This window comes from Streptomyces sp. NPDC024698, assembly GCF_055559015.1.
Map to the genome: position 1 here is coordinate 1 of NZ_JBVHLK010000030.1, position 24,240 is coordinate 24,240.

At 71.5% G+C, this 24,240-nt stretch carries 14 protein-coding genes and 2 pseudogenes; 6 read left to right on the forward strand and 10 right to left on the reverse strand.

Features of this window, described 5'->3' with window-relative positions:
• From ACZ4AA_RS35350 to tkt, 5 genes and pseudogenes are all read right to left on the reverse strand, one after another.
• Positions 1-305 (reverse strand): annotated as a pseudogene (locus ACZ4AA_RS35350) (glucose-6-phosphate isomerase); the annotation flags it as partial.
• Positions 298-1,233, reverse strand: coding sequence for a glucose-6-phosphate dehydrogenase assembly protein OpcA (opcA, locus tag ACZ4AA_RS35355; protein WP_467611783.1), 936 nt, complete (start codon positions 1,231-1,233; stop codon positions 298-300). The pseudogene ACZ4AA_RS35350 and the gene opcA, both read right to left, overlap by 8 nt.
• Positions 1,230-2,957 carry a glucose-6-phosphate dehydrogenase gene (gene zwf, locus ACZ4AA_RS35360; RefSeq protein ID WP_467611786.1) on the reverse strand — a complete coding sequence of 576 codons (1,728 nt, stop codon included), beginning with the start codon at positions 2,955-2,957 and terminating at the stop codon, positions 1,230-1,232. Before zwf ends, opcA begins: the two co-directional genes overlap by 4 nt.
• Complete coding sequence (gene tal, locus ACZ4AA_RS35365; protein WP_467611789.1) at positions 2,954-4,123, reverse strand: transaldolase; 1,170 nt, start codon at positions 4,121-4,123, stop codon at positions 2,954-2,956. Before tal ends, zwf begins: the two co-directional genes overlap by 4 nt.
• 19 nt (positions 4,124-4,142) lie before the next feature.
• Positions 4,143-6,236: a transketolase gene (gene tkt / locus ACZ4AA_RS35370; protein WP_467611791.1), complete on the reverse strand. Its 2,094-nt coding sequence runs from the start codon at positions 6,234-6,236 to the stop codon at positions 4,143-4,145.
• 146 nt (positions 6,237-6,382) lie between these two features.
• Between tkt and ACZ4AA_RS35375 the strand changes: the two genes are divergently transcribed.
• Complete coding sequence (locus ACZ4AA_RS35375) at positions 6,383-7,291, forward strand: helix-turn-helix transcriptional regulator (protein WP_467611794.1); 909 nt, start codon at positions 6,383-6,385, stop codon at positions 7,289-7,291.
• A 104-nt stretch (positions 7,292-7,395) separates the two neighbouring features.
• Here the strand turns inward: ACZ4AA_RS35375 and ACZ4AA_RS35380 are convergent, their stop codons facing one another.
• On the reverse strand, positions 7,396-8,796 hold the full coding sequence (locus ACZ4AA_RS35380; protein WP_467611797.1) for a glycoside hydrolase family 16 protein: 1,401 nt from the start codon (positions 8,794-8,796) through the stop codon (positions 7,396-7,398).
• A 242-nt stretch (positions 8,797-9,038) separates the two neighbouring features.
• On the reverse strand, positions 9,039-10,196 hold the full coding sequence (locus ACZ4AA_RS35385; RefSeq protein ID WP_467611913.1) for a L,D-transpeptidase: 1,158 nt from the start codon (positions 10,194-10,196) through the stop codon (positions 9,039-9,041).
• Between the two features lie 389 nt (positions 10,197-10,585).
• Between ACZ4AA_RS35385 and ACZ4AA_RS35390 the strand changes: the two genes are divergently transcribed.
• The gene (locus ACZ4AA_RS35390) at positions 10,586-13,285 is read left to right on the forward strand and encodes an FAD/NAD(P)-binding protein (protein WP_467611800.1); all 2,700 of its coding nucleotides are present in this window, start codon (positions 10,586-10,588) and stop codon (positions 13,283-13,285) included.
• Between the two features lie 104 nt (positions 13,286-13,389).
• Here ACZ4AA_RS35390 and ACZ4AA_RS35395 read toward each other — a convergent pair.
• Positions 13,390-14,145: pseudogene (locus ACZ4AA_RS35395) on the reverse strand (IclR family transcriptional regulator); the annotation flags it as partial.
• A 171-nt stretch (positions 14,146-14,316) separates the two neighbouring features.
• Here ACZ4AA_RS35395 and ACZ4AA_RS35400 point away from each other — a divergent pair.
• The 4 genes from ACZ4AA_RS35400 to ACZ4AA_RS35415 all read left to right on the forward strand — a co-directional run bounded on the left by ACZ4AA_RS35400 (position 14,317) and on the right by ACZ4AA_RS35415 (position 20,992).
• Positions 14,317-15,654: a 6-phospho-beta-glucosidase gene (locus tag ACZ4AA_RS35400; RefSeq protein WP_467611803.1), complete on the forward strand. Its 1,338-nt coding sequence runs from the start codon at positions 14,317-14,319 to the stop codon at positions 15,652-15,654.
• A gap of 199 nt (positions 15,655-15,853) precedes the next feature.
• A complete protein-coding gene (locus ACZ4AA_RS35405; protein ID WP_467611806.1) occupies positions 15,854-16,795 on the forward strand; it encodes an ABC transporter ATP-binding protein in 942 nt (313 codons plus the stop codon).
• Positions 16,792-18,192: an ABC transporter permease gene (locus ACZ4AA_RS35410; RefSeq protein WP_467611809.1), complete on the forward strand. Its 1,401-nt coding sequence runs from the start codon at positions 16,792-16,794 to the stop codon at positions 18,190-18,192. The genes ACZ4AA_RS35405 and ACZ4AA_RS35410 overlap by 4 nt, the downstream gene beginning before the upstream one ends.
• Before the next feature lie 4 nt (positions 18,193-18,196).
• Positions 18,197-20,992, forward strand: a complete 2,796-nt coding sequence (locus ACZ4AA_RS35415; RefSeq protein WP_467611812.1) for a bifunctional YncE family protein/alkaline phosphatase family protein — start codon at positions 18,197-18,199, stop codon at positions 20,990-20,992.
• Positions 20,993-21,097: 105 nt separating this feature from the next.
• Here the strand turns inward: ACZ4AA_RS35415 and ACZ4AA_RS35420 are convergent, their stop codons facing one another.
• Together ACZ4AA_RS35420 and ACZ4AA_RS35425 are read right to left on the reverse strand one after the other, a co-directional pair.
• Entirely contained in the window at positions 21,098-22,783 is a 1,686-nt protein-coding gene (locus ACZ4AA_RS35420; protein WP_467611815.1) for a carbohydrate binding domain-containing protein, read from the reverse strand.
• Positions 22,784-22,923: 140 nt separating this feature from the next.
• Positions 22,924-24,147, reverse strand: a complete 1,224-nt coding sequence (locus tag ACZ4AA_RS35425; RefSeq protein WP_467611818.1) for an ATP-grasp domain-containing protein — start codon at positions 24,145-24,147, stop codon at positions 22,924-22,926.
• Positions 24,148-24,240: the final 93 nt, after the last annotated feature.

Genomic DNA, 24,240 nt, shown 5'->3' on the forward strand with positions numbered 1-24,240 from the left:
AGCGCCGTGTGCAGCACCGCCCGGTCCTCGGTCACGTTGATCTTCTCGCCCCGGAACATCGCGTCCCGCAGCCCGAACACGTCCGTGGCGACGGCGAGTTCCTGGAGCAGGGCCAGGGTCTCGTCGGTGATCAGGTGCTTGGAGTAGTCGATCCGCAGGTCGCCGACCCGGACGACATAGCGCTCGGCGCGCCCGGGGTCGGCGGCGAACAGGTCGCGCAGCCGCGGATGCAGCACGGCGGTCGCGCGGTGGTCCTCCAGGGCCACCCACTCCGGCCGCCGTGTGGGCTTGGGGAACTCAGACATGACGGGGGGTCTCCTTGGGGGCCTCGCCGCGCAGGGCGACGGCGTACATCTCGTCCGCGTCGAGGCGGCGCAGCTCCTCGGCGATCAACTCGGAGGTGGAGCGCACCTTCAGCGCGAGGGTGCGGGAGGGCTGCCCGGGCAGGGACAGGGTGGCCAGCGGTCCTTCGGGGCGGTCGATGACGATCTCCCCGTTCTCGGTGCCGAGCCGGACGGCGGTCACCACGGGTCCCGCGGTCTCGACACGCTCGGTGCTGACCTGGAGGCGGGCCTCCAGCCAGCGGGCGAGCAGTTCGGCGCTCGGGTTCTGCGCCTCGCTCTCGACCGTCGCCGAGATCACCTTCGCCCGCGCCTGGTCCAGGGCCGCGGCCAGCATGGAGCGCCAGGGCGTGAGCCGGGTCCACGCCAGGTCGGTGTCGCCCGGCGCGTAGGAGGCCGCGCGGGCGTCCAGTGCCACGAGGGGTTCCTCGACGGCGTACATGTCGGTGATCCGGCGCTGGGCGAGTGCGCCCAGCGGGTCCTTGACCGGGTTCTCGGGAGCGTCCACCGGCCACCAGACGACGACCGGGGCGTCCGGCAGCAGCAGCGGCAGGACCACGGAGTCGGCGTGGTCGGAGACGTCTCCGTACGTCCGCAGGACGACCGTCTCGCCGGTGCCCGCGTCGGAGCCGACCCGGACCTCGGCGTCCAGACGGGAGTTGGTGCGGTCGCGCGGGGTGCGGGCGACCCGCCTGATGACGACCAGGGTCCGCGAGGGGTGCTCGCGGGAGGCCTCCTCGGCCGCCTTGATCGAGTCGTAGGCGTTCTCCTCGTCGGTGACGATGACCATCGTCAGGACCATGCCCACGGCGGGGGTGCCGATGGCGCGGCGCCCCCGAACGAGCGCCTTGTTGATTTGGCTTGCCGTGGTGTCGGTCAGGTCGATCTTCATGGCCTGCGCCAGCTCCGTCCGTCTCGTGCGAGCATCTCGTCGGCTTCCTCAGGGCCCCAGCTGCCCGAGGGGTACTGCGCGGGCGTGCCGTGGCTCTCCCAGTACCCCTCGATCGGGTCGAGGATCTTCCAGGACTCTTCCACCTCCTGGTGACGGGGGAAGAGATTGGCGTCGCCGAGCAGGACATCCAGGATCAGCCGTTCGTACGCCTCCGGGCTGGACTCGGTGAACGACTCGCCGTACGCGAAGTCCATGGTGACGTCCCGGATCTCCATCGAGGTACCCGGTACCTTCGATCCGAAGCGCACCGTCATGCCCTCGTCGGGCTGGACACGGATGACGATCGCGTTCGCGCCGAGTTCCTCGGTCGCCGTGGAGTCGAACGGGGAGTGCGGGGCGCGCTGGAAGACGACCGCGATCTCCGTGACGCGTCGGCCAAGACGCTTGCCGGTGCGCAGGTAGAACGGAACACCGGCCCAACGGCGGTTGTCCACCTGGAGCTTGACGGCCGCGTAGGTGTCGGTCGTCGAGCTGGGGTCGATGCCGTCCTCCTGGAGGTAGCCGCGCACCTTCGCGCCGCCCTGCCAACTCGCCGCGTACTGGCCGCGCACGGTGTGCTCGCCCAGGTTCTCCGGCAGCTTCACGGCCCTGAGGACCTTGAGCTTCTCGGCGAGCAGCGACTCGGCGTCGAACGCGGCCGGTTCCTCCATGGCGGTCAGCGCCATCAGCTGGAGCAGATGGTTCTGGATGACGTCACGGGCGGAGCCGATGCCGTCGTAGTAACCGGCCCGGCCGCCGATACCGATGTCCTCGGCCATGGTGATCTGGACGTGGTCGACGTACGACCGGTTCCAGACGGGCTCGTACATCTGGTTGGCGAAGCGGAGCGCCAGGATGTTCTGGACGGTCTCCTTGCCGAGGTAGTGGTCGATCCGGAACACCTGGTCCGGGTCGAACACGTCGTGCACGATCCGGTTCAGCTCGCGGGCGCTCGCCAGGTCGCGGCCGAACGGCTTCTCGATGACCGCGCGCCGCCAGGAACCCTCGGGGGCGCTCGCGAGGCCGTGCTTCTTGAGCTGCCGCACCACCTTCGGGAAGAACTTCGGCGGTACGGAGAGGTAGAAGGCGTAGTTGCCGCTGGTGCCCCGGGACGCGTCCAACTCATCGACGGCGGAGCGCAGTTGCTTGAACGCCGTGTCGTCGTCGAAGTCACCGGGGATGAACCGCATGCCTTCGGCGAGCTGCTGCCAGACCTCCTCGCGGAACTCGGTCCTGGAGTGCTCGCGCACCGAGTCGTGCACCACCTGCGCGAAGTCCTGGTCCTCCCACTCGCGACGGGCGAACCCGAGGAGCGAGAAGCCCGGCGGCAGCAGACCCCGGTTGGCGAGGTCGTACACGGCCGGCATCAGCTTCTTGCGGGACAGGTCGCCGGTGACACCGAAGATGACCAGGCCGGAGGGGCCGGCGATGCGGGGCAGCCGGCGGTCGCGCGGGTCGCGCAGCGGGTTGTCCCAGTCGGCCGCCACGCCGAGCGCGGCGGCGAGGGCCTCGGCCGCCGGGACACCGGTGGTGCCCGCGGAGGCCTCGGTGACCGGGACGCCGAGTGCCGCGGCGAGGGTCTCGGGCGTCAGGCCGCCCGGTTCCACGGCCGGGTCACCGGATCCCTGCGGCGCGGGGGACGCGTTCTGCGGAGCACCGTCGGGAGGCGTCTCACCGTCGGTCATACACCCTCAACTCCCTTGCCGCGCAGCGAGGCCGTCACCGCTTCGAGAAGGTCCTCCCAGGCCGCCTCGAACTTCGAGACGCCCTCGTCCTCCAGCTGCCCGACGACCTCGTCGTAGGAGATGCCGAGCGCCTCGACGGCGGCCAGGTCGGCGCGGGCCACGTCGTAGCCGCCGGTCACCGTGTCGCCGTGGATGTCGCCGTGGTCCGCGGTGGCGTTCAGCGTCCCCTCCGGCATGGTGTTGACCGTGCCCGGAGCGACGAGCTCGTCGACGTACAGGGTGTCCTTGTACGAGGGGTCCTTGACGCCCGTGGAGGCCCACAGGGGACGCTGCTTCTGGGCGCCGTGGGCGGCGAGGGCCGTCCAGCGGGCGTCGCCCTGCGCGGTGCCGTCGGCCGCGCCGAACACGCCCTCGTACGCCTCGTAGGCCAGCCGGGCGTTGGCGAGTGCCGCCCTGCCCTTGAGCGCGAGCGCGTCGTCCGTGCCGATCTTCGCGAGCCGCTTGTCGATCTCGCTGTCGACGCGGGAGACGAAGAAGGAGGCGACGGAGTGGATGCCGGTGAGGTCGATGCCGGCGGCCAGCGCCTTCTCCAGGCCCGCCAGATAGGCGTCCATGACCTCGCGGTAGCGCTCCAGCGAGAAGATCAGCGTGACGTTGACGCTGATGCCGAGGCCGATGACCTCGGTGATCGCCGGGAGACCGGCCTTCGTCGCCGGGATCTTGATCATCGCGTTCGGGCGGTCGACCAGCCAGGCGAGCTGCTTGGCCTCGGCGATCGTCGCCGTGGTGTTGTGCGCCAGACGGGGGTCGACCTCGATGGAGACCCGGCCGTCACGGCCCTCGGTCGCCTCGAACACCGGGCGCAGGATGTCCGCGGCGGCGCGCACGTCCGCCGTCGTCATCATGCGGACGGCCTCGTCGACCGTCACCCCGCGGACCGCGAGGTCGGCCAGCTGCTGCTCGTACCCCTCGCCGGAGCCGATGGCGGCCTGGAAGATGGACGGGTTGGTGGTCACGCCCACCACGTGCCGTGTCGCGACGAGTTCGGCCAGGTTGCCGGACTCGATGCGCTTGCGGGAGAGGTCGTCGAGCCAGATGGAGACGCCTTCGCCGGAGAGGCGCTCAAGAGGTACCGCGGTCGCGGTTGCTTCGGTCACAGTGATCATCTTCCTTCGTGCGAACGGATCAACCGCGCAGGGCGGCAGTGTCAGTCGTTGAGTCGAGCGCGGCCCGAGCGGCGGCGGCGACGTTGTCGGCGGTGAAGCCGAACTCGGCGAACAGGGTCCCGGCGTCGGCCGAGGCGCCGAAGTGCTCCAGCGAGACGATCCGCCCCGCGTCACCGACGTACCGGTACCAGGTCAGGCCGATCCCGGCCTCGACCGCCACGCGGGCCCGCACGGAGGGCGGGAGGACGCTCGCCCGGTACTCGGGTGACTGCTCCTCGAACCACTCGACGGACGGCATCGACACCACGCGGGTGCCGACCCCCTCGGCCTCCAGCAGCTCGCGCGCCGCGACGGCGAGCTGCACCTCGGAGCCGGTCGCGATGAGGACGACGTCCGGGGTGCCGGTGGAGGCGTCCCGCAGGACGTAACCGCCGCGCGCCGCATCGGGGTTGGCCGGGTAGGTCGGCACGCCCTGGCGGGTGAGGGCCAGCCCGTGCGGGGCCGGGTTCGTGGCGTGCCGCTTGAGGATCTCGGCCCAGGCGACGGCCGTCTCGTTGGCGTCGGCCGGGCGGACGATGTTGAGGCCGGGGATGGCGCGCAGCGAGGCGAGGTGTTCGACCGGCTGGTGGGTGGGGCCGTCCTCGCCGAGGCCGATCGAGTCGTGCGTCCACACGTACGTCACCGGGAGCTGCATCAGCGCGGAGAGGCGGACGGCGTTGCGCATGTAGTCGGAGAACACCAGGAAGGTGCCGCCGTAAATGCGGGTGTTGCCGTGCAGCGCGATGCCGTTCATCTCCGCGGCCATGGAGTGCTCGCGGATGCCGAAGTGGATCGTGCGGCCGTACGGGTTCGCCTCCGGCAGCGGGTTGTCCGCCGGGAGGAACGAGCTGGTCCTGTCGATCGTGGTGTTGTTCGAGCCGGCAAGGTCGGCGGAGCCGCCCCACAGCTCGGGGAGCACGGCACCGAGGGCCTGGAGGACCGTGCCGGAGGCGGCGCGGGTGGCGACGCTTTTGCCCTCCTCGAACACCGGCAGCGCGCTCTCCCAGCCCTCGGGGAGCTGGCCGGCGACGATCCGGTCGAAGAGCTCCGCGTTCTCGGGCCGTTCGGTGCGCCAGACGCCGACGCGCTTGTCCCAGTCGGCGTGCGCCTCGGCGCCCCGGTCCAGGGCCTGGCGGGCGTGGGCCAGCACCTCGGCGTCGACCTGGAAGGTGCGCTCCGGGTCGAAGCCCAGGATCCGCTTGGTGGCGGCGATCTCCTCGGCGCCGAGCGCCGAGCCGTGCGAGGCCTCGGTGTTGCGCGCGTTCGGGGCGGGCCAGGCGATGATCGTGCGCATCGCGATGATGGAGGGACGCCCGGTCTCGGCCTGCGCCTCCTTGAGCGCGGTGTACAGGGCGGGGACGTCGGTGTCGCCGTCGGGCGTGGGCTCGACGCGCTGCACGTGCCAGCCGTACGCCTCGTAGCGCTTCAGGACGTCCTCGGAGAACGCGGTCGCCGTGTCGCCCTCGATGGAGATGTGGTTGTCGTCGTAGAGGAAGACGAGGTTGCCGAGCTTCTGGTGGCCGGCGAGCGAGGAGGCCTCCGCCGAGATGCCCTCCTCCAGGTCGCCGTCGGAGACGATCGCCCAGATGGTGTGGTCGAACGGGGACGTGCCCTCGGCGGCCTCCGGGTCGAACAGACCGCGCTCGTAGCGGGCGGCCATCGCCATGCCCACCGCGTTGGCCGCGCCCTGGCCGAGCGGGCCGGTCGTGGTCTCCACACCGGCGGTGTGCCCGTACTCGGGGTGACCGGGCGTCTTGGACCCCTGCGTGCGGAACGCCTTCAGATCGTCGAGGCCGAGTTCATAACCTGACAGGAAGAGCTGGGTGTAGAGCGTCAGCGAGGTGTGGCCGGGGGAGAGGACGAAGCGGTCGCGTCCGGTCCACTCCGGGTCGGCCGGGTCGTGCCGCATGACCTTCTGGAAGAGCGTGTACGCCGCTGGGGCCAGGCTCATCGCCGTTCCGGGATGGCCGTTGCCGACCTTCTGCACGGCGTCGGCGGCCAGAAGGCGGGCCGTGTCGACGGCGCGGCGGTCGAGCTCGGTCCAGCTGAATCCGTCGGAGCTCTGCGTACTCATCTTCAAGAAGTCCTCACTGGATGTGCTGCGGCTAGGTCTTTGTGTTCAAACCTAAAAGTCAGACTTTTAATGGGGAAGGTGCCCGTGTGTCAGCCTTCGGTGAAAGTGGGACACATGGAGCCGTGGCGAGCCGACGCGAGAAGGACATGAACGACAGAACCACCCAAGGCGGCACCGGCGGTGAAGGCCCCCAGGACGGGATCAGGACCTTTCCCTTCCCGGCCGATCTGAGCCTGTCCGGCGTGGGCATGCAGGTCGGCGCGATGGGCGCCGGGCGCACCTGGCACGCGGACGCCCCGCTGGAACGCGTGCACCGCATCGACTTCCACGTCGTGATGCTCTTCCACGAGGGACCCGTACGGCACATGATCGACTTCGCCGAGTACGAGGCCCGCGCGGGCGACCTCCTGTGGATCCGCCCCGGCCAGGTGCACCGCTTCTCCAGCACCGACCCCTATCGCGGGACCGTCCTGACCATGCAGCCAGGGTTCCTGCCCCGAGCGACCGTCGAGGCGACCGGCCTCTACCGCTACGACCTGCCGCCGCTGCTGCGCCCCGACCCGGCCCGGCTCGACGCCCTGGAGCACTCGCTCACCCAGTTGGAGCGCGAGTACGTCGACACGACCACCCTGCCGCTCAGCCTGCACACTGCGGTGCTGCGGCACTCGCTCACCGCGTTCCTGCTGCGCCTGGCCCATCTCGCGGCGAGTTCCGCCGAGGCGGCGCACGAGCACAGGGACACCACGTTCACCCGCTTCCGGGACGCGGTCGAGAAGGACTTCGCCGTCAACCACAGCGTCAGCGCCTACGCGGACGCCCTCGGATACTCGCGGCGCACCCTGGTGCGCGCGGTGCGCGCCGCCACCGGCGAGACGCCCAAGGGGTTCATCGACAAGCGGGTCGTCCTGGAGGCGAAACGACTGCTCGCCCACACGGACATGCCGATCGGGCGCATCGGGGCCGCCGTCGGTTTCCCCGACTCGGCCAACTTCTCGAAGTTCTTCCACCAGCACACGGGCTCCACCCCGGTGGCCTTCCGCGCCGAACTGCGCTGACCCGGGCGGAAGCGCGGGACGGAACGCGCCGAGCGGGGCGGACCTCGTGGGTCCGCCCCGCTCGGTGTGCCCGGGCGTCCCGCGACGCCCGGTCGGTACGACGGTCAGTGACCGAAGTCGAACCAGTTGACGTTCACGAAGTCGGCGGGCTGGCCGCTGGTGAAGGTCAGATAGACGTCATGGGTTCCGGTCACGGAGCTCATGTTCGCGGGCACGGTTCTCCAGGACTGCCAGCCACCGGTGTTGGCCAGCGCGAAGCTCGCGACCGGTGCGCTCGTACGGCTGTCGAGGCGCACCTCGACCAGCCCGCTGACCCCGCCCGCCGCACCGCTCGCGACCCGGCCGTAGAACTGGGTGGCCGCCGAGGAACCGAAGTTGACGCCCTTGTACACCGCGTAGTCGCCGTTCGCGATCGTGCCGATGTCCTGGCCGCCGCCGGTGTCCGTGGTGGTCTCGCTCACGACACCGCTCTGGCTGTCGTAGGACTCGGCCTGGATGGCGCTGTACGCGTCACGGTTGCCGGTGGGCGGGGGAGTGGTGCCTCCGCCACTGCCGGCCGACTGGAGCACCTGGACGTAGTCCACGACGAGCGGGTGACCCGGCTCCGTGCCGCTGTCGGGGCCGCCGCCGAAGGCGCCCGGGAAGCCGCCGCCCATCGCGACGTTCAGGATCATGAAGTAGCCGTGGTTGGTGGCGTTGGCCCAGGTCGCCGCGTCGACCTGGTTCGCCTTCACCGTGTGGAAGTTGACGCCGTCGAGGTAGAAGCGGATCTCCTCGGGGCTGGTCGACCTGTCCCACTCCATCGCGTAGGTGTGGAAGCCTGCCTGACAGGTCGTCCCCGTACAGGGGGTGTTGTTGCCGATGCCGCTGGTCTCGTTGCACGGGCCGCCCGGGCTGGTGCCGCAGTGCATCGTGGCCCACTCGGTGTTGAGGCCCTGGACGTTCTCCATGATGTCCAGCTCGCCGACGCCCGGCCAGTTCTGGTAGTTGCCGCGGTAGGGCGCGCCCAGCGCCCAGAAGGCGGGCCAGTAGCCCTTGGCGGCGGCGCCGGTCACGTTCGGCATCTGGAGCCGCGCCTCCATGCGCAGCTTGCCGCCGGCGGGGGGCTGGAAGTCGGTGCGGGTGGTCTCGATGCGGCCCGAGGTCCAGTTGCCCGAGGCGTCACGGCGTGGGGTGATCAGCAGGTCGCCGTTGCCGTCCAGGGCCACGTTGCTGGTGCTCGAGGTCATCGTCTCGACCTCGCCGGTGCCGAAGTTGGCGGGCCCGCCGGGGTAGCTGGTGCCCGTCGTGTACTGCCAGTCGGCGGTGTTGACGCCGCTGCCGGCCGCCCCGGTGAAGTCGTCGGCGAAGACCTGGGTCCAGCCGGTGGGGGGTGTGGGGGCGGACGCGTTCGCGGGCAGGGTCGCCGCGGTCGCGGCGGCCGCCGCCAGGCTCAGCGTGCCGAGCACGGCGACGAGCACGCGCCGGACGGAGCCGCGTCTGGGTGTGCCGGAGGTTTCACTCATGGATGCCTCTTCGCGTACGGAGTGTGGGGTGCGCGGGTGGGGGTGTGAGAGCGCTCCCACGGGACTTTGAGAGCGCTCTCAACGAAGGTGCGCGGCCAATGTGCTCTCTGTCACTCCGGTCGTCAAGAGGTGAAGCCGAGAAAGTCCTTTCGTGGCGCGGGAGTTCACGCCGTGAAGTAAGGGAGAAGTCCCGATGAGCGTGCCGGGGAAGGCAGTTGAAGTCCGTTCATCGGGAACATCCCTCAAAGAGCGCTGCCGGCCTTCCAGTCGGCCCACGACAGGTTCCAGCCGTTCAGTCCGTTCGACGCTTCGACGGTCCGCTCGCCGGTGTTCTCCAGTACCACGACATCACCGAGCATCGAACTCCCGTAGAACCGGTAGCCCGGTACGGAGCCGTCGTTCGCGCCCTTGGTGTCGTGCAGGCCGACGCAGCCGTGGCTGGTGTTGCTGCTCCCGAACACCGACGGCGCGGCCCAGTAGTTGCCGTGGATGAAGGTGCCCGAGGTGGTCAGGCGCTGGGCGTGCGGCACGTCCGCGATGTCGTACTCGTCGCCGAGCCCGACCGTCGAGGACTGCATCCGCGTCTGCTCGAACCGCTCGCTGATCACCATGATCCCGGACCACGTGGTGTGCTCCGGCGCGCCGCCGGTGACCGGATAGGTGGCGAACGCGGTCCCGTCCCGCTCGACCGTCATGGTCTTCCTCGCGAGGTCCACGGTGCTCACCTGGCGGCGGCCGATGTGGAAGGTGACGTCCTTGGACTGGACGCCGTAGACGCCGTCCCCGCCCTCGACGTCCTTGAGGCGCAGGCTCAGCGTGATCCTGGTGCCCGCCGCCCAGTAGTGCGCGGGACGGAAATCGAGCCGGGTGTTCCCGAACCAGTGGCCCACCACCTCGACCGCCGGTTCGGCCGTCACCGTGATGGCCTTTTCCACCGCGGCCCGGTCCGTCACGGCCTTCGTGAAGTTGATCGACACGGGCATGCCGACCCCGGACGTCGAATTCGCCTCGGGCGTGAAATAGCCGGCGAACGTCTCGCCCGGGGACTTCGTGACGAACGTGGCGGTGCGTTCGACGCCACCCGTCGCCTTGGCCGTGACCGTGTATTTGGTGCCCGAGTACGGATTCCTGGAAGAGGTCCAGTGGGTGCGGTCGTCGCTGAAGGATCCGGCCAGAGCGGAACCGTCGTTGCCCGACACCTCGACCGACGACAGCGTGCCGTCCGCCACCGAGACCACGACGGGAGCGGTGAAGCCTGCCTTCTTCGTGCCGTTGGCGGGGGAGACCGTGACCGTCGGCTTCCTCACCTGCGCCTTAGCCCTCGTCCCGGTCCCGGTAGCCGTGGCCGCCGCCACGTCCTCCCCATCGGCGGCGCCCGCCGGAGCGCCGCAGCCGCTCAGCGCGAGGGCCGGTGCGGCGGCCCCGAAGGCCGCGAGGACGCCCCGCCGTGACCAGGCCGGACGTTGCGCGCGCGGCCGTGTTCCTCCCGGTTCCCGCGCTGCGGTCTCGGGCCCATTCGCTATGTCGGGGACGCCCACGGAACGCCTTTCCTCGGTTTTTCACTCACCACCACTGCGGGAGCATCCTGCGGGACTTTCCTGGGTTGATTCTTTGAATCCGGCGTCCCCCACCTGAGATTCCGGTGAGGAGGTACGGCGGGAAGGCCTGAATCCACGGTTGCCGGGTCGGCCGGGTTGATGAACAGATGGTGAAACGTCCTGTGCGATTCCTGAGTTCTCGGGAGACGTTCCGCTCGCCGGATCCGTGACACACCACGCCGGAGGAATCCGTGAATCCAGCCCGTCAGCGGCACACCGTGGCCATCGTCGGAGCGGGCGCCGCCGGCACGCTCACCGCCGTGCAGCTGTGCGAGACGGCGACCCGCCGCCGTACCCGCCTCGGTCTTTTCCTGGTCGACCCCGCCCCCGAAGCCGGGCGCGGCACCGCGTACGCCACGACCGATCCCCGGCACCGGCTGAACGTGCCCGCGGGCGGCATGAGCTGCTATCCCGACGACCCCGGCCACTTCACCCGCTGGCTGTGCGGGCACGGCGAACCCACCGTCAGGGGAACCGACTTCGCCACCCGCTACCGCTATGGCGCCTACCTCGCCGACACCCTGGCCCGGGCGATCGTCCACGCCCACGGCGTCGTCACCGTACGGCGGCTGCGGACCAGGGCCGAGGCCTGCGCCCCCGGCCCCGGCGGCGGGCTGGAGCTGCGGCTCGCCGACGGGAACCGCCTGACGGCCGACAGCGTGGTCCTCGCCACCGGACCGGCCGCCACGACGGGAGACTGGGCCCCGCACCGGCTCCGTACCTCCGAACGCTTCATCCGCTCGCCCTGGGCCCCGGGAGCGCTCGACGGACCGCTCGCCGGCGACCCGCCGGAGGGAGCGGGCGACGACGTCCTGCTGGTGGGCACCGGACTCACCGCGGTCGACCTCGCGCTCACCCTCGACCGTCCAGGACGCACCGTGCACGCCCTCTCCCGGACCGGCCTGCTGCCGCAGCCGCACGCGCTCAGCCCCGCACCGGCGATGGCCGCGCCCGCGGGGCTCGACGCGCCGACCCTGTCCACGCTGCGCCGGACCGTCTACCGCCACATCGGCTGCTCCGTGCGCGCCCACGGCGACTGGCGTCCCGCCCTCGACAGCCTGCGCCCGCACACCGCGCGTCTGTGGCGCAGCCTCACACCGGAGGAACGCGAGGACTTCCTGCGGAGCGAGGGCGCGCTCTGGAACACCCACCGGCACCGGATGGCGCCGACCACCGCCGAATCCCTGGACCGCGCCCGCACGGCCCGGCGCCTGCGCGTGCACACCGGCAGGATCGCCGAAGCCGTCCCCGGTCCTGACGGCTCCCAACTGCTCATTCTCACCAACGGGTCCTGTATCGAGGCCGGTTGGGTGATCGACTGCACCGGACCCGGGCCGCGCCCCGAAGATCCGCTGTGGCGCTCGCTGTTCACTGCGGGTGCCGCCGTGCCGGGACCGCTCGGCCTCGGCGTCGCGACCCGTGACGGCCGGCTCCTCGACTCCGAAGGCGGCCCCGGACTACCGGTGTTCACCCTCGGCGCCCCGCGCCGCGGTGAACTCTGGGAGACCACGGCGATCCCCGAGATCCGCGTCCAGGCCGCCGAACTGGCCGAGCGGCTGCTCGCGCCCCTGGCACCGCGGCCACGCCCCACGCGCCGACGGCCGCTCGACGCCCACGGACTCCCACTGTCCACCCACGCCGAGGCCGCCGCCGCCCACCGCACCGGCCTCGAACGGGTCCTCAAGGTCAGGGCCGGCGCCGAGGACGCCTTCGCGCGCGCCGTCGCCCTCGACCCCGGCTTCGCGCTCGGGCACGCGGCCCTCGCCCTGCTCGGCCACGAATGCGGCGCCGACGTCGACGTACCCCGGGCGCTCGCCGACGCGCGGCGCTGCGCCCGGGAACGGGCCGACGAGCGCGAACGCTCCTTCGTCGACGTGGTCGTCCGCCGCGTGCTCGGCGAGGGACCCGACGACGGGTCCCGCGCCCTGCTCGGACATCTGGCCGCCCACCCCGCCGACGCGCTTGCGCTCGCCGCGGCCGTGCCCACCATCGCCTTCTCGGGCGTCCACGACCTCGACACGACGTACGCGTCGAGCCTGGTCGAACGCGCCGCGCCCGCCTACGACGGCCACTGGTTCCCGGTCTCGCTCCTCGCCTTCCTGCGCCAGGACCAGGGCCGCCACGAGGAGGCCGCCGAACTGGCCGGACGCGCGCTCGCCGACGAGCCCGCGGCCGGACACGCCGTGCACGCCCTCGCCCACGTCCACTACGAGTCGGGGGCCCACGAGAAGGGCCGCGACTGGCTGGACGCCTGGGTGTCCGGGCACGGGCGGGGCGCCGTCCACCGTGCCCACTTCTCCTGGCACATCGCCCTGCACGAACTGGCCCTGGACGATCCCGCCGCCGTGCGCAGGCGCTGGTTCGCCCAGCTCGCTCCGGGGCGCGTGACCGGCGTACGCGCCCTGGTCGACTCGGGGTCGCTGCTGTGGCGGGCCCGGCTCAGCGACAGCTGGCGGGGGCCGGTACCCGCGACGGACGTGCTCGACAGCGTCGCCCGCGAGATCGTGGAACGGCCCGCGACGGCCTTCACCGCGCTGCACGCCGCCGTCGCGCTCACCGCCGCCGGTGATCTCGCGGCACTGCGCCGGCTGCGCGACCACGCCGCCGGCGCCGACCCGGTGCAGCGCGAGGTCGTCGTCCCGCTCTGCGAGGCCCTTGCCGCCCTCGTCGAGGAGCGCTTCCACGCGGCGGCCCACGGTCTCGAAGAGGTGCTGCCCGTCCTCGGCCGGGTCGGCGGCAGCGCGGCCCAGCGCGAGGTCGTCGAGGAGACCCTGCTGTACGCCCTGGTCGCGGCGGGCCGCTCCGAGGCGGCCCGCCACCTGCTGGACACCCGGCTCGACCGGGGCCACGCGCCCCGCGACCGGCGCCTGCTGGCGGCACTGTGCGACTGAGGGACGCCGGGGCAGGCCTGAGGTTCGCCCGAAGACGTGGGACGGGCTCCCGGCTTCCCCTGGGCTCCCGACTCCTCCTGAGCTCCCGGCTCCTCCTGGGCCGCCGGACGCCAGCCCAGGGCGCGGGAGATGCCCCGGGCCGCCAGGCGTACCGCCGGGATCAACGCCGGTACCCGGGACTCGACATGGGGCACGACGAGGGACACGGCCGCGACGACCGAACCGTTCGGGCCCCGCACCGGCGAGGCCACCGACAGGGCGTCGTCGGTGATCTGACGGCTGCTCACCGCCACACCGGTACGGCGGACTTCGGCCAGGGCACGGCGCAGACGAACGGGATCCGTGATCGTGTACGGGGTGTACGCGGCCAACGGCCCGGCGCAGTAGTCCTCCTGGAAGGCGGGCCGCGCGTGCGCGAGCAGCGCGAGCCCGACCCCCGTCGCGTGCAGCGGCCAGCGGGCGCCCACCTGAATAGGCACACCCACCGACGAACGCCCCGCGATCCACTCGGTGTAGACGACCTCGGACCCGTCCATGACCGCCAACTGCACGTTCTCGTGCGTCGCTTCGTACAGGTCCTCCAGGAACGGCAGGGCGATCTGGCGCAGCGCGAGGCCGCGCGGGGCCGGCGCCGCGAGCTCCCACAGCCGCAGGCCCACGTGGTAGACGCCGTTCACGTCCCGCTCCAGAGCGCCCCACCCGGTCAGCGCGGCCACCAGCCGGTGCGCGGTGCTGAGGCTGAGGCCGGCCCGGCGGCTGATGTCCGCCGGGGACAGCGCCGTGTGCGCGTGGTCGAAGGCGGCGAGAACGGCGAGGAGGCGGCCGGAAGCGGAGCGGGCGGTGCGCTCTCGGCCTGCCATGACCGGCCTCCTGCGGCCTGACCCCGGGCGGGGCGGTCCGGGCGTCGGGACCCACCCTGCCGCACGGGCCCGACGGCGACAATCGCCGGGGCACGCGATGGCACCCTGCTCCCTGAAGGACATGTGCCGAGCGGCCCGTGTCCCCGGACGAACTGCGAAGGTGGTACTTGCGTGAGGCTGACCATTCTGGGCGGCGGCGGATTCCGTGTCCCGCTCGTGTACGGGGCACTCCTCGGCGACCGGGCCGAGGGCCGCGTCACCCGTGTCGTGCTGCACGACCTGGACGCGGGACGGCTCTCGGCCGTGGCCCGGGTCCTGGCCGAGCAGGCGGCCGGGGACCCGGGCGCGCCGGAGGTGACCGTCACCACCGACCTCGACGAGGCCCTGCGCGGCGCCGACTTCGTCTTCTCCGCCATCCGTGTCGGCGGCCTGGAAGGGCGTGCGGCGGACGAGCGTGTCGCCCTGGCCGAGGGCGTCCTCGGGCAGGAGACGGTCGGCGCCGGCGGTATCGCGTACGGCCTGCGCACCGTGCCCGTCGCCGTGGACATCGCCCGGCGGGTGGCCCGGCTCGCACCCGACGCCTGGGTCATCAACTTCACCAACCCGGCAGGACTGGTCACCGAGGCCATGTCCCGCCACCTCGGCGACCGGGTGATCGGCATCTGCGACTCGCCGGTCGGCCTCGGCCGCCGCATCGCCAGGGTCCTCGGCGCCGACCCGCGCGAGGCGTGGATCGACTACGTCGGGCTCAACCACCTCGGCTGGGTACGCGGCCTGCGGATCGCGGGCCGCGACGAACTCCCGCGGCTGCTCGCCGACCCCGCCCTGCTCGGCTCCTTCGAGGAGGGCCGGCTCTTCGGCCCCGAGTGGCTCCGGTCCCTCGGCGCCGTCCCCAACGAGTACCTGCACTACTACTACTTCAACCGCGAGACCGTACGCGCCTACCAACGGGCCGAGAAGACACGCGGCGCGTTCCTGCGCGACCAACAGGCGGGTTTCTACGAGGAGATGAGGCGCCCTGACGCCTCGGCCCTGTCCGCATGGGAACGCACGCGGGCCGAGCGCGAGGCCACGTACATGGCGGAGAACCGCGACGCCGCCGGTGCCGGCGAACGCGAGGAGGACGACCTCTCGGGGGGCTACGAGAAGGTGGCGCTCGCCCTGATGCGGGCCATCGCCCGCGACGAACGCACCACCCTGATCCTCAACGTCCGCAACCGCGGCACCCTCGGTGTCCTCGACGCCGAGGCCGTCATCGAGGTGCCCTGCCTGATCGACGCCAACGGCGCGCACCCCGTGGCCGTCGACCCGCTGCCGGGCCATGCCGCCGGACTGGTGTGCGCGGTCAAGGCGGTGGAGCGTGAGGTGCTCTCCGCCGCCGAGTCGGGCTCCCGTACGACCGCGGTGAAGGCCTTCGCCCTGCACCCGCTCGTCGACTCGGTCGGCGTGGCGCGCGCACTCGTCGACGGCTACACGGCCGTGCACCCCGGTCTCGCCTATCTGAACTAGACCACCCCCGGGCCGGACCCGGCGCACCCGGGCACCGCCCGGGTCCCTCCCGATGACACCCGCTTTGCGCACCGGACTTGCCGACGCCTTGACGATCCGTTTCCTGCGTGTTCAGCCGAGGGTCTGTGCCCGCGTTGTGTAGCTTCCCTAAGGTCCCTGTGTGCTCCGAGTGCGTCGAGTGCCGCGAAGGAAGGGACACATGGACAGACCTCTCGCCGTCCGGGCTCGTGGGATCACCAAGTGCTTCGGGGACGTCGTGGCACTCGACGGCGTCGATCTGGACGTGGCACGGGGTCGGATCCACGGCCTGGCCGGACCGAACGGCGCCGGCAAGACGACCCTGCTCGGTCTGCTGCTGGGCCTGGCCGTCGCCGACGAAGGCCGTCTGGAGATCCTCGGCACCCCGATCGGACGGGCGCTCGCCGCCCCCGGCGGAGTCGCCGGCTTCGTCGACGGGCCGGGCCTCTACCCCTCGCTCACCGCCCGGCAGAACCTCGCCGCCCTGGCCGCGCTCCACGGCCGGAGCGCGCGGGCGGCCGGTGTCGACGAGGTGCTCCACCAGGTCGGGCTGACCGATGTCGCCGACGACCAGGCCCGCGGCTACTCCCTGGGCATGCGGCAGCGGCTCGGCCTCGCCGCAGCCCTGCTCACCCGACCCCGGCTGCTCGTGCTGGACGAACCCTCCAACGGCCTCGACCCGGCGGGCAAACGCCATGTGCACGGCGTCCTCGACCGGCTAGCCGAGAACGGGACCGCGGTCGTCCTCTCCAGCCATCGCATGGACGACCTCCAGGCCCTGTGCACCGAGGTCACCATCCTCGCGACGGGAAGGGCCGTGTTCTCCGGCCCGCTGAGCGAACTGGCCGCCGAGAACCGTGAACTCGACTACCGGCTGCTCACCTCGGACCCGGCGGCCGCCCGCCCGCTGGCCCTCGCCACGGCCGGGGTCCGGATCGTCGACGGCGCGGCTCCCCGGCACGACACCGACCCGCTCGTCGTACGGGCGCTCGTGCCTGCCGTCGACGAACTGGTGGCACGGCTCGTCGGCGCGGGCATCGCGCTGCGCGAGCTCGCCCCCGTGGTGTCGCCCCTCGAAGCCGCGTTCCTCGCCCTCACCGAGCGGAAGGAGAACGGCGGATGACCGCGACCACCGCCAAGGACGCCGGAGCCAAGGACGCCGGAGTCGACGCCCGGGACCCGGACGAGGACGGCGCCGCCGTCCCCCGGATCCCGGTCGCCCGCGTCTACCGCTTCGAACTCGTCAAACTCGTCTCGCAGTGGCGGATCCGCCTGCTGGTCCTCGCCTGCTGGATCGTGCCCGCGCTCTTCGTCGCCGCGGTCAGCCGCCAGAGCACGCTGCCCGTCGACACGCTCTTCGGCCGCTGGATGCACGCCACCGGGTGGGCCGGGGCACTGGTGACGCTCGGTTTCGCGGGCACCTGGGCGCTCCCGCTGCTGACCTCGGTCGTCGCCGGTGACGTGTTCGCCGCCGAGGACCGGCTCGGCACCTGGCGCCATCTGCTCGTGGCGGTACGGTCACCGCGCCGGATCTTCGCCGCGAAGGCACTGGCGGGCCTCACGGTCCTCCTGCTGCTCGTGGCCGGACTGGTCGCCTCCAGCTCGGCCGGCGGGGCCGTGGCGGTCGGCGACCAGCCGCTCGTCGGCCTCGACGGCCATCTGCTGACACCGGCGGACGCCGCCGGAAAGGTCCTGCTGGCCTGGGCCTGCGTCCTCGCCCCGACCCTGGCCCTGGCCGCCGTGGGACTGCTCGGCTCCATCACGCTCGGACGGTCCCCGATGGGACTGCTGCTCCCCGCGCTCGTCGCCCTCGCGATGCAGCTCGCCCAGATGATGCCGCTGCCCGTCGCCGTACGCCTCGCCCTGCCCAGCTACGCCTTCATCGCCTGGTGCGGCCTCTTCACCGCCCCCGCCCAGCCGGGCCCGCTCCTGATCGGCATCGCGGTCAGTCTGGCGTGGGCGCTGACCGCGACGGTGTCGGCCTATCTCCTCTTCATGCGGCGGGACTTCACCGACACGGCCCACGACGGCCCGGGCCGCGGCGCGGTCACCGCCGGACTCCTGCCGCTCGTCGCGCTGACGGCCGTCACGGCCCTGGCCGTCGGCACCGCCACCGGGGCCACCGGCTCCGGGATCGAACAGGACAAGGTGCAGCGCTCGGCCGCGACGGCGTTCGCGCACCTCTACCGGCTCCAGACCCGTCAGCTCAACCGTCCCGCCGTCACGGAGGCGCAGCTGAGGGTCACCGCCGACTGCGACAAGGGCAGCGTCAAGGTCGCGGCCGAGGGGCCGGGCAACGACTGGCGCTGTGTCGTCTCCTGGCACCTGCCCGGCGTCGACGCCGTGGGCACGGCCGTCTACCAGCTCGACATCAGCCCGGACGGCCGGTTCATGGCCGACGGCGACGGACCGAAGGAGGTGAACGGCTACTTCCTGGTCCGCACGCCGACCGGGGACGCACCCAACCCGCTCTGGCAGTTCGACGGTGACGTCGACCTGCTCGCCGCCTCGAAGGGATGACTCCATGCAGGTAACGCGTCGCCGACGGAGTGAACGGAGTGAGGGGAAGGGACGGTCGGGCCCCCTCGGGGGACTCACCGGACGAGCGAGCCCGTTCGGCGGACTCACCGGTGGACGGATACCGCTGGTCACGGCGGGCACCACCGCCCTCGCCCTCGTCGCCGCCGGGGTCGCCTTCGCCCAGACGCACCAGTTCGGCACCGACCAGGTCGGCCAGGTCACCGACCACGGGCAGGTCATCTCCAGCGACCAGTACATCGCCCCGTACGGCGAGCGGCTCGTCCTCCAGAACGGCAAGATCATGTCGTCCTCGGTCAGCCCGGACGGCACCCACCTCGCGGCCTCGCTCACCGACGGCGGAAGCGCCCTGTCGATCGTCGACCTGAAGAGCTGGAAGGTGCAGCAGCTCGTCAGCAGTGCCGCGTCCTCCGTCCCGCGCATCAGCGGCAACAGCGTGGGCCAGGAAGGGCCGACCTACTCGCCCGACGGCTCACAGCTCTGGCTCGGCCAGACCGACGGGTACACCCGGTTCACCGTGAACGCCGACGGCGGCGTCACCGACCCCGTGTTCGTCCCGATCGCCGCGGACGGGGCCAAGCACGCGCTCGTGGGCGCGGCGGTCTTCTCGCCCGACGGCTCCACCGTGTACTCCGCGGTCAACGGACAGAACAGGGTGGTCGCCATCGACACAGCCACCGGGACCGTCCGGCAGAGCTGGAACGTGGGCAACGCCCCGCGCGGCATGGCCCAGGTCGGTGACAGGCTCTACGTCAGCGACGAGGGCGGGCGCCCCGCGCGGGCCGGCGACACCACGATCAACTCGTACGGCACCCAGGTACCGGCCGACCCGGTCACCGCGGCCACCACCACCGGCACCGTCAGTGTCATCGACCTGGCGGACCCGGCCGCCGCCGTCGCGAGCATCCCCGTCGGACTGCACCCGACCGCCCTGTACGCCAAGGGCCGGGCGCTGTTCGTCACCGACACCGCCACCAACGACGTGTCGGTCATCGACACGGCCAGGAACAAGGTCGTCCAGACCATCGCGACCCAGCCGTGGCCGGAGGCCTCCGTGGGCTACGAGCCCGACGCGGTCACGCTCACCGACGACGGTCATCTGCTGGTGACGCTCGGCCGCGCCGACGCCGTGGCCGTCTACCGGTACCGGTCACCGCAGGATCCGGTCCGCTACATCGGCCTGCTCCCGACGGACTACTTCCCCGCGGAGATCTCCGCCGTCGGCAAGGACGTCGTGGTCTCCAACACCCGTGGCGTCGACGCCCGCCGGACCACCACCGCCGCCGGGCACGGCACTCACGACACGACGTCGAGCGTGCAGCGGTTCACCCTGCCCGACGACAGCGTCGTGCGGGCCCAGACGGCCAAGGTCTTCCGCCAGAACGGCTGGACGGCCGGTTCGGTCGCCCGGTCCAGGGGCGGCAGCCACGCCAAGCCGGTTCCCGTCCCGCAGCGGCTCGGCGACCCCTCGACGATCAAACACGTCTTCCTGATCGTGAAGGAGAACCGCACCTACGACCAGGTCCTCGGGGACGTCCCCGAGGGCGACGGCGATCCGTCGCTGGCGCAGTTCGGCGAGAACGTGACGCCCAACCAGCACGCCCTGGCCAGGCAGTTCGGGCTCTACGACAACATGTACGACATCGGGACGAACTCCGCCGAGGGCCACAACTGGCTGATGCAGGCGGACGATCCGGAGTACACCGAGTCCTCGGCCGGTGAGTACGCGCGCAGTTACGACACCGAGGACGACGCCCTCGGCCACCAGCGGACGGGATTACTGTGGACCGGAGCGCAGGCGGCGGGCAACTCGGCGCGGGACTTCGGTGAGTTCCAGCAGTTCCTCACCAAGCCGGCCGACGCCAGCTGGCAGAACCTGTACTGCGACGCCAGGAACATGGCATCGACGGGCCAGGACACCGCGTACGCACTGGACTCGTCCTCGCCGATCCCCTCGCTCAACGACGTGTCCGTGCACGGCTTCCCGAAGTTCGACACCAGCATCCCGGACATCTACCGGGAGCAGATCTGGAAGCGTGACTTCGAGAAGAACGGGCCGGCGGGCCTGAACATGTTCTGGCTCTCCAGCGACCACACCGGCGGTCCGGTGAACGCGGCCGCCCAGGTGGCGGACAACGACCTCGCGACCGGCAGGATCGTCGACGAGATCTCGCACAGCAGGTACTGGAAGGACTCGGCGGTCTTCGTCGTCGAGGACGACTCCCAGGCCGGTCTCGACCACGTCGACGGCCACCGTGCCCCGATCCAGATCATCAGCCCCTGGGCCCGGCACGGCGTCGTCGACAGCCACTACTACTCGCAGATAGGGCTCATCCGGACCATCGAGCAGATCCTCGGCGTCCACCCCATGAACCAGAAGGACAGCGCGGCCTCCCCTCTGCGCGCCGCCTTCACCGGGCACCCGGACCTCACGCCGTTCACGGCGCTGCCCAACCGGACCTCGCTGACCGACGGCCTCAAGACCCCGCCCTCCTGCGGTGCGGACACCCCGGCCCCGCAGGACCCGGCCGCGGCGCCCGTGCCGTCGGCGAAGGTGCCGGCGGACAAGCGGGCGCTCGCCGCGCAGTGGGACACCTGGAAGTCGCACCAGCGGCTGACCGGACCCAACGCCATTCCCGACTTCGCCAACCCCGCGCAGATGAACCACTTCACCTGGTACCAGACGCACGGGTGGACCAAGCCGTACCCGGGCGAGCACAAGGTCTTCGCGCCCAAGGACGTGCCCGGCGCCTACCTCCCGTCGTCGGAGTCCGACGGCTGACGCTCCGGCGACCGGCCACCGGTAACCGGCTCACGTGCGCGCGGCGGTGGGCCGCCCGGATCAAGTCCCGGGCGGCCCACCGTCTTTGGTTCGCTCCCGTCGACGTCAGCCCGTGAAGCCGGCCGTGATCGACGTGAACTGCCAGGTGCTCTGGCTGATGCCGGAGCAGTTGCTCACCACGCCGCCCCCGGGGCAGGACCGGTCGCGGTTGACCGACCAGTAGGCGAGGCGGGCGATGTGGTGGGAGTTGGCCCAGTCACGGATCGAGGTCCAGATGGCCGGGGTCGTGTTCTCCTGCTGGTCGGACAGACCGTTCATGCCGGAGATGCCGATGTGCGAGTACGCCGTGGCGTCGTCCCAGCCGAAGGTCGACTTCAGCTTGGTCTTCAGCCCCTCGGCGGCGTTGACGGTGTTGCCGTACATGTCGGAGCCGCCGCCGAAGTCGAACGGCATGATGGTGAAGACGTCGATGTTCGCGTTCAGGGACTGCGCCTGCTCGATCAGCCGGTTGCCGTAGTAGGTCGGGCCGGTCGTCGAGGTGCCGAAGGTGACGATCGTCTTCAGGCCGGGGTTGTTGGCCTTGACGGTCTTCAGCGCGGTCAGGATCCTGGCCTGGACGGCCTCGTTCTCGAATTCGTCGGTGTTCTCGATGTCCATGTCGATGGCCTTGAGCCCGTAGGCCGAGATCACCTTCTGGAGCGCACCAGCGAGCGCGCTCGCCGAGGAGCAGTTGGCGCCGAGCTTGCTGCCCTGCCAGCCGCCGAACGACGGGACGATGTCACCGCCCGCGGAGCGGATCTGGTTGATGGCGCTCTGGTCGACGCCGCCGGTCAGTGCCCGGCTGCCGTCCCAGGCCGGGGTGCAGCCGCCCGAGTCCAGCACGAACGCCATCGTGAACCACTTGATCCCGGTCGCGCTCATCACCGTGGTCGGGTTCGGGGGGTCGCCCCAGCCCTCGTACAGATAGGGAGCGGCCTGCTTGAAGCCGGTGCCGCCACCGCCGCCCGCGTCGGTCGTGACGCTCACGGAGTTGGAGGCCGCGGAGGTGTTGCCGGCCGCGTCCCGCGCCTTGACGGTGAACGAGTAGGCGGTGCTCGCGGACAGCCCGCTGACCGTGGCACTCGTGCCCGACACGCTGAGCACGTTGGTGGAGCCGCTGTAGATGTCGTACGCGCTGACACCGACGTTGTCGCTCGACGCGCCCCACGACAGGGACACGCTGGAGGAACTCTTGCCGGTGGAGGTCAGGCCGGTGGGCGCGGTCGGTGCCTGGGTGTCGGTCCCGCCGCCACCGCCACCGGGCCCGTCCAGGCTGACGTCGTCGGCGTAGTAGGTGCCCTGCGCGTACCAGCCGTGGACGTAGATCTTGGCGCTGGTCTGCGAGGCGCCGGTGGTGAAGGGGACGGTGAGCTGGCTGTACGCCGAGGGGGACGTCGTCCAGGTCGAGGCACCGCCGTCCACACCGAGGTAGACATAGCTGCCGCGCACCCAGCCGGAGAGGCTGTACGTCGTGTTCGGCTGGACCGAGACGGTCTGGGTGCACTGTGCGTTGTCGCTCGAACTCGCCGCCCCCGCAAGGGCTTTGGAGCCTCCGTGCACGGGGCTGGAGACGATCGAGCCCAGATTGCCGGTGCAGGACCAGGGGGAGAGGCTGCCGGTCTCGAATCCGGGGTTGGACAGGATGTTGGCCGCCTGGGCCGTGCCCGGCAGGGCGACCGCGCCGGCGAGGGCCAGCGCGGCCGTGCCCAGCAGGGCGAGGAAACGGTGTCTGGAACGTCTGAGCATGGTCATGCGCACGCGATCTCCCTGGGGATATGGGGGTGTTCGGGAGTGCAGAGAGGTGCGCAACCAAGTTGGTATGGACCAATCCCGCTGTCAAGACACTGCGCGGGAATTGGTCCAGACCGGTAAAGGGGTGGCTCCGTGCCGTACTACGCCGGGGCGATCGCCGCGCCCGCGGCCGTGGCGGCCTGGGTGCCGACTGCGGTGACGGCGGTCTGAACCGGCATCGAGGGGGTCGTCGTCTCGATCGGAGCGGACGGAAGGGACGGGGAGTCCGTGGCCTGCGACGGTACGGCGGGCAGCACCGGCAGAGCGGACACGCCCGGCTCGGTCCGCTGTGCCGGCAGCGACACCGGACGCACGGGACGGGGTCCCGCGACCACCGTGTAGTCCGGTCCGAGGAACGGCGGGACCACCTCGCCCGTCTCCTCGCCCAGCGCCAACTGCACAGCCGCCCAAGGGGCGTTGACCCCGCACTGGGCGATCTGGTGCAGCCCGCCCGCCGGACGGGTGTTCACGTCCATCAGTACCGGCTCGTCGCCGAACATGCGGAACTGGATGTTGGACAGATAGTGCAGCCCGAACGCCTCCGCGAGGAGACGGGCGGGCGCGATCCACGCGTCGTCGAGGGTGAACCCGCGACGACGGCCGTTCTTGGTGCGGCCGATGGCCATGCGGACCCGGCCGTCGGGACCGGTGAGGCAGTCCACCGACACCTCCGGCTGTCCGAGGTGCGGCATCACCAGCCAGTCGACGGGCTCCTCGGCCGTGCGCAGCGCCTCCACCACCAGATCCAGCGGCACGTACGCGCTCGGGAAGCCGGTGAGGTGCATCAGGGAGAAGGGGGTGCGGGTGATCACCCGGAAGCCCACACCGCCCGCGCCGGCCGCCGGCTTGAAGCACGCGCGCTGGCCCGCCGCCTCCAACTCCTCGACCGCCGTGATCAGTTCGTGGACGGTCCGTACGCGGTACCACGGAGGAACCGGGATGCCCACGGCCTCCACGGCCTGGTACGCGACGGCCTTGTCGTGGAAGACCGCGACCGCCTCCGCGGGCGGCGCCAGCAGCGCCGTACCGACCGCCGCGAACTCGGCGCGCTGCGCCACGATCGCGTCCTGGTGCAGGACCGGCACGAACACGTCGACGGAACGGCGTGCGCACATGTCGAGGGCGTACTCGACGTAGGCGCGCGGCGACAGGCCCTCGGGCTCCGGCTCGGCGGTGTCGGCGGCGGCCAGCACGGGGGAGTCGGCGTCACCGTGGGTGGCGTGGATCTCGACCGCGCGGTGCTGCGGATTATTTCGCAGCTGGTCCATGAAGAACACGTTCTCCGCGTACGTGCGGTTGAGCCAGACGCGTACGCGAGAGCCCATGCAAGCCACCATTCGGGGTTCGCGGGCACGGCGGAGCGGGCCGGGCCCGGCCAGGGGTAGGGGAGGTACACCGAGCCGTCGCACGCCACAGCA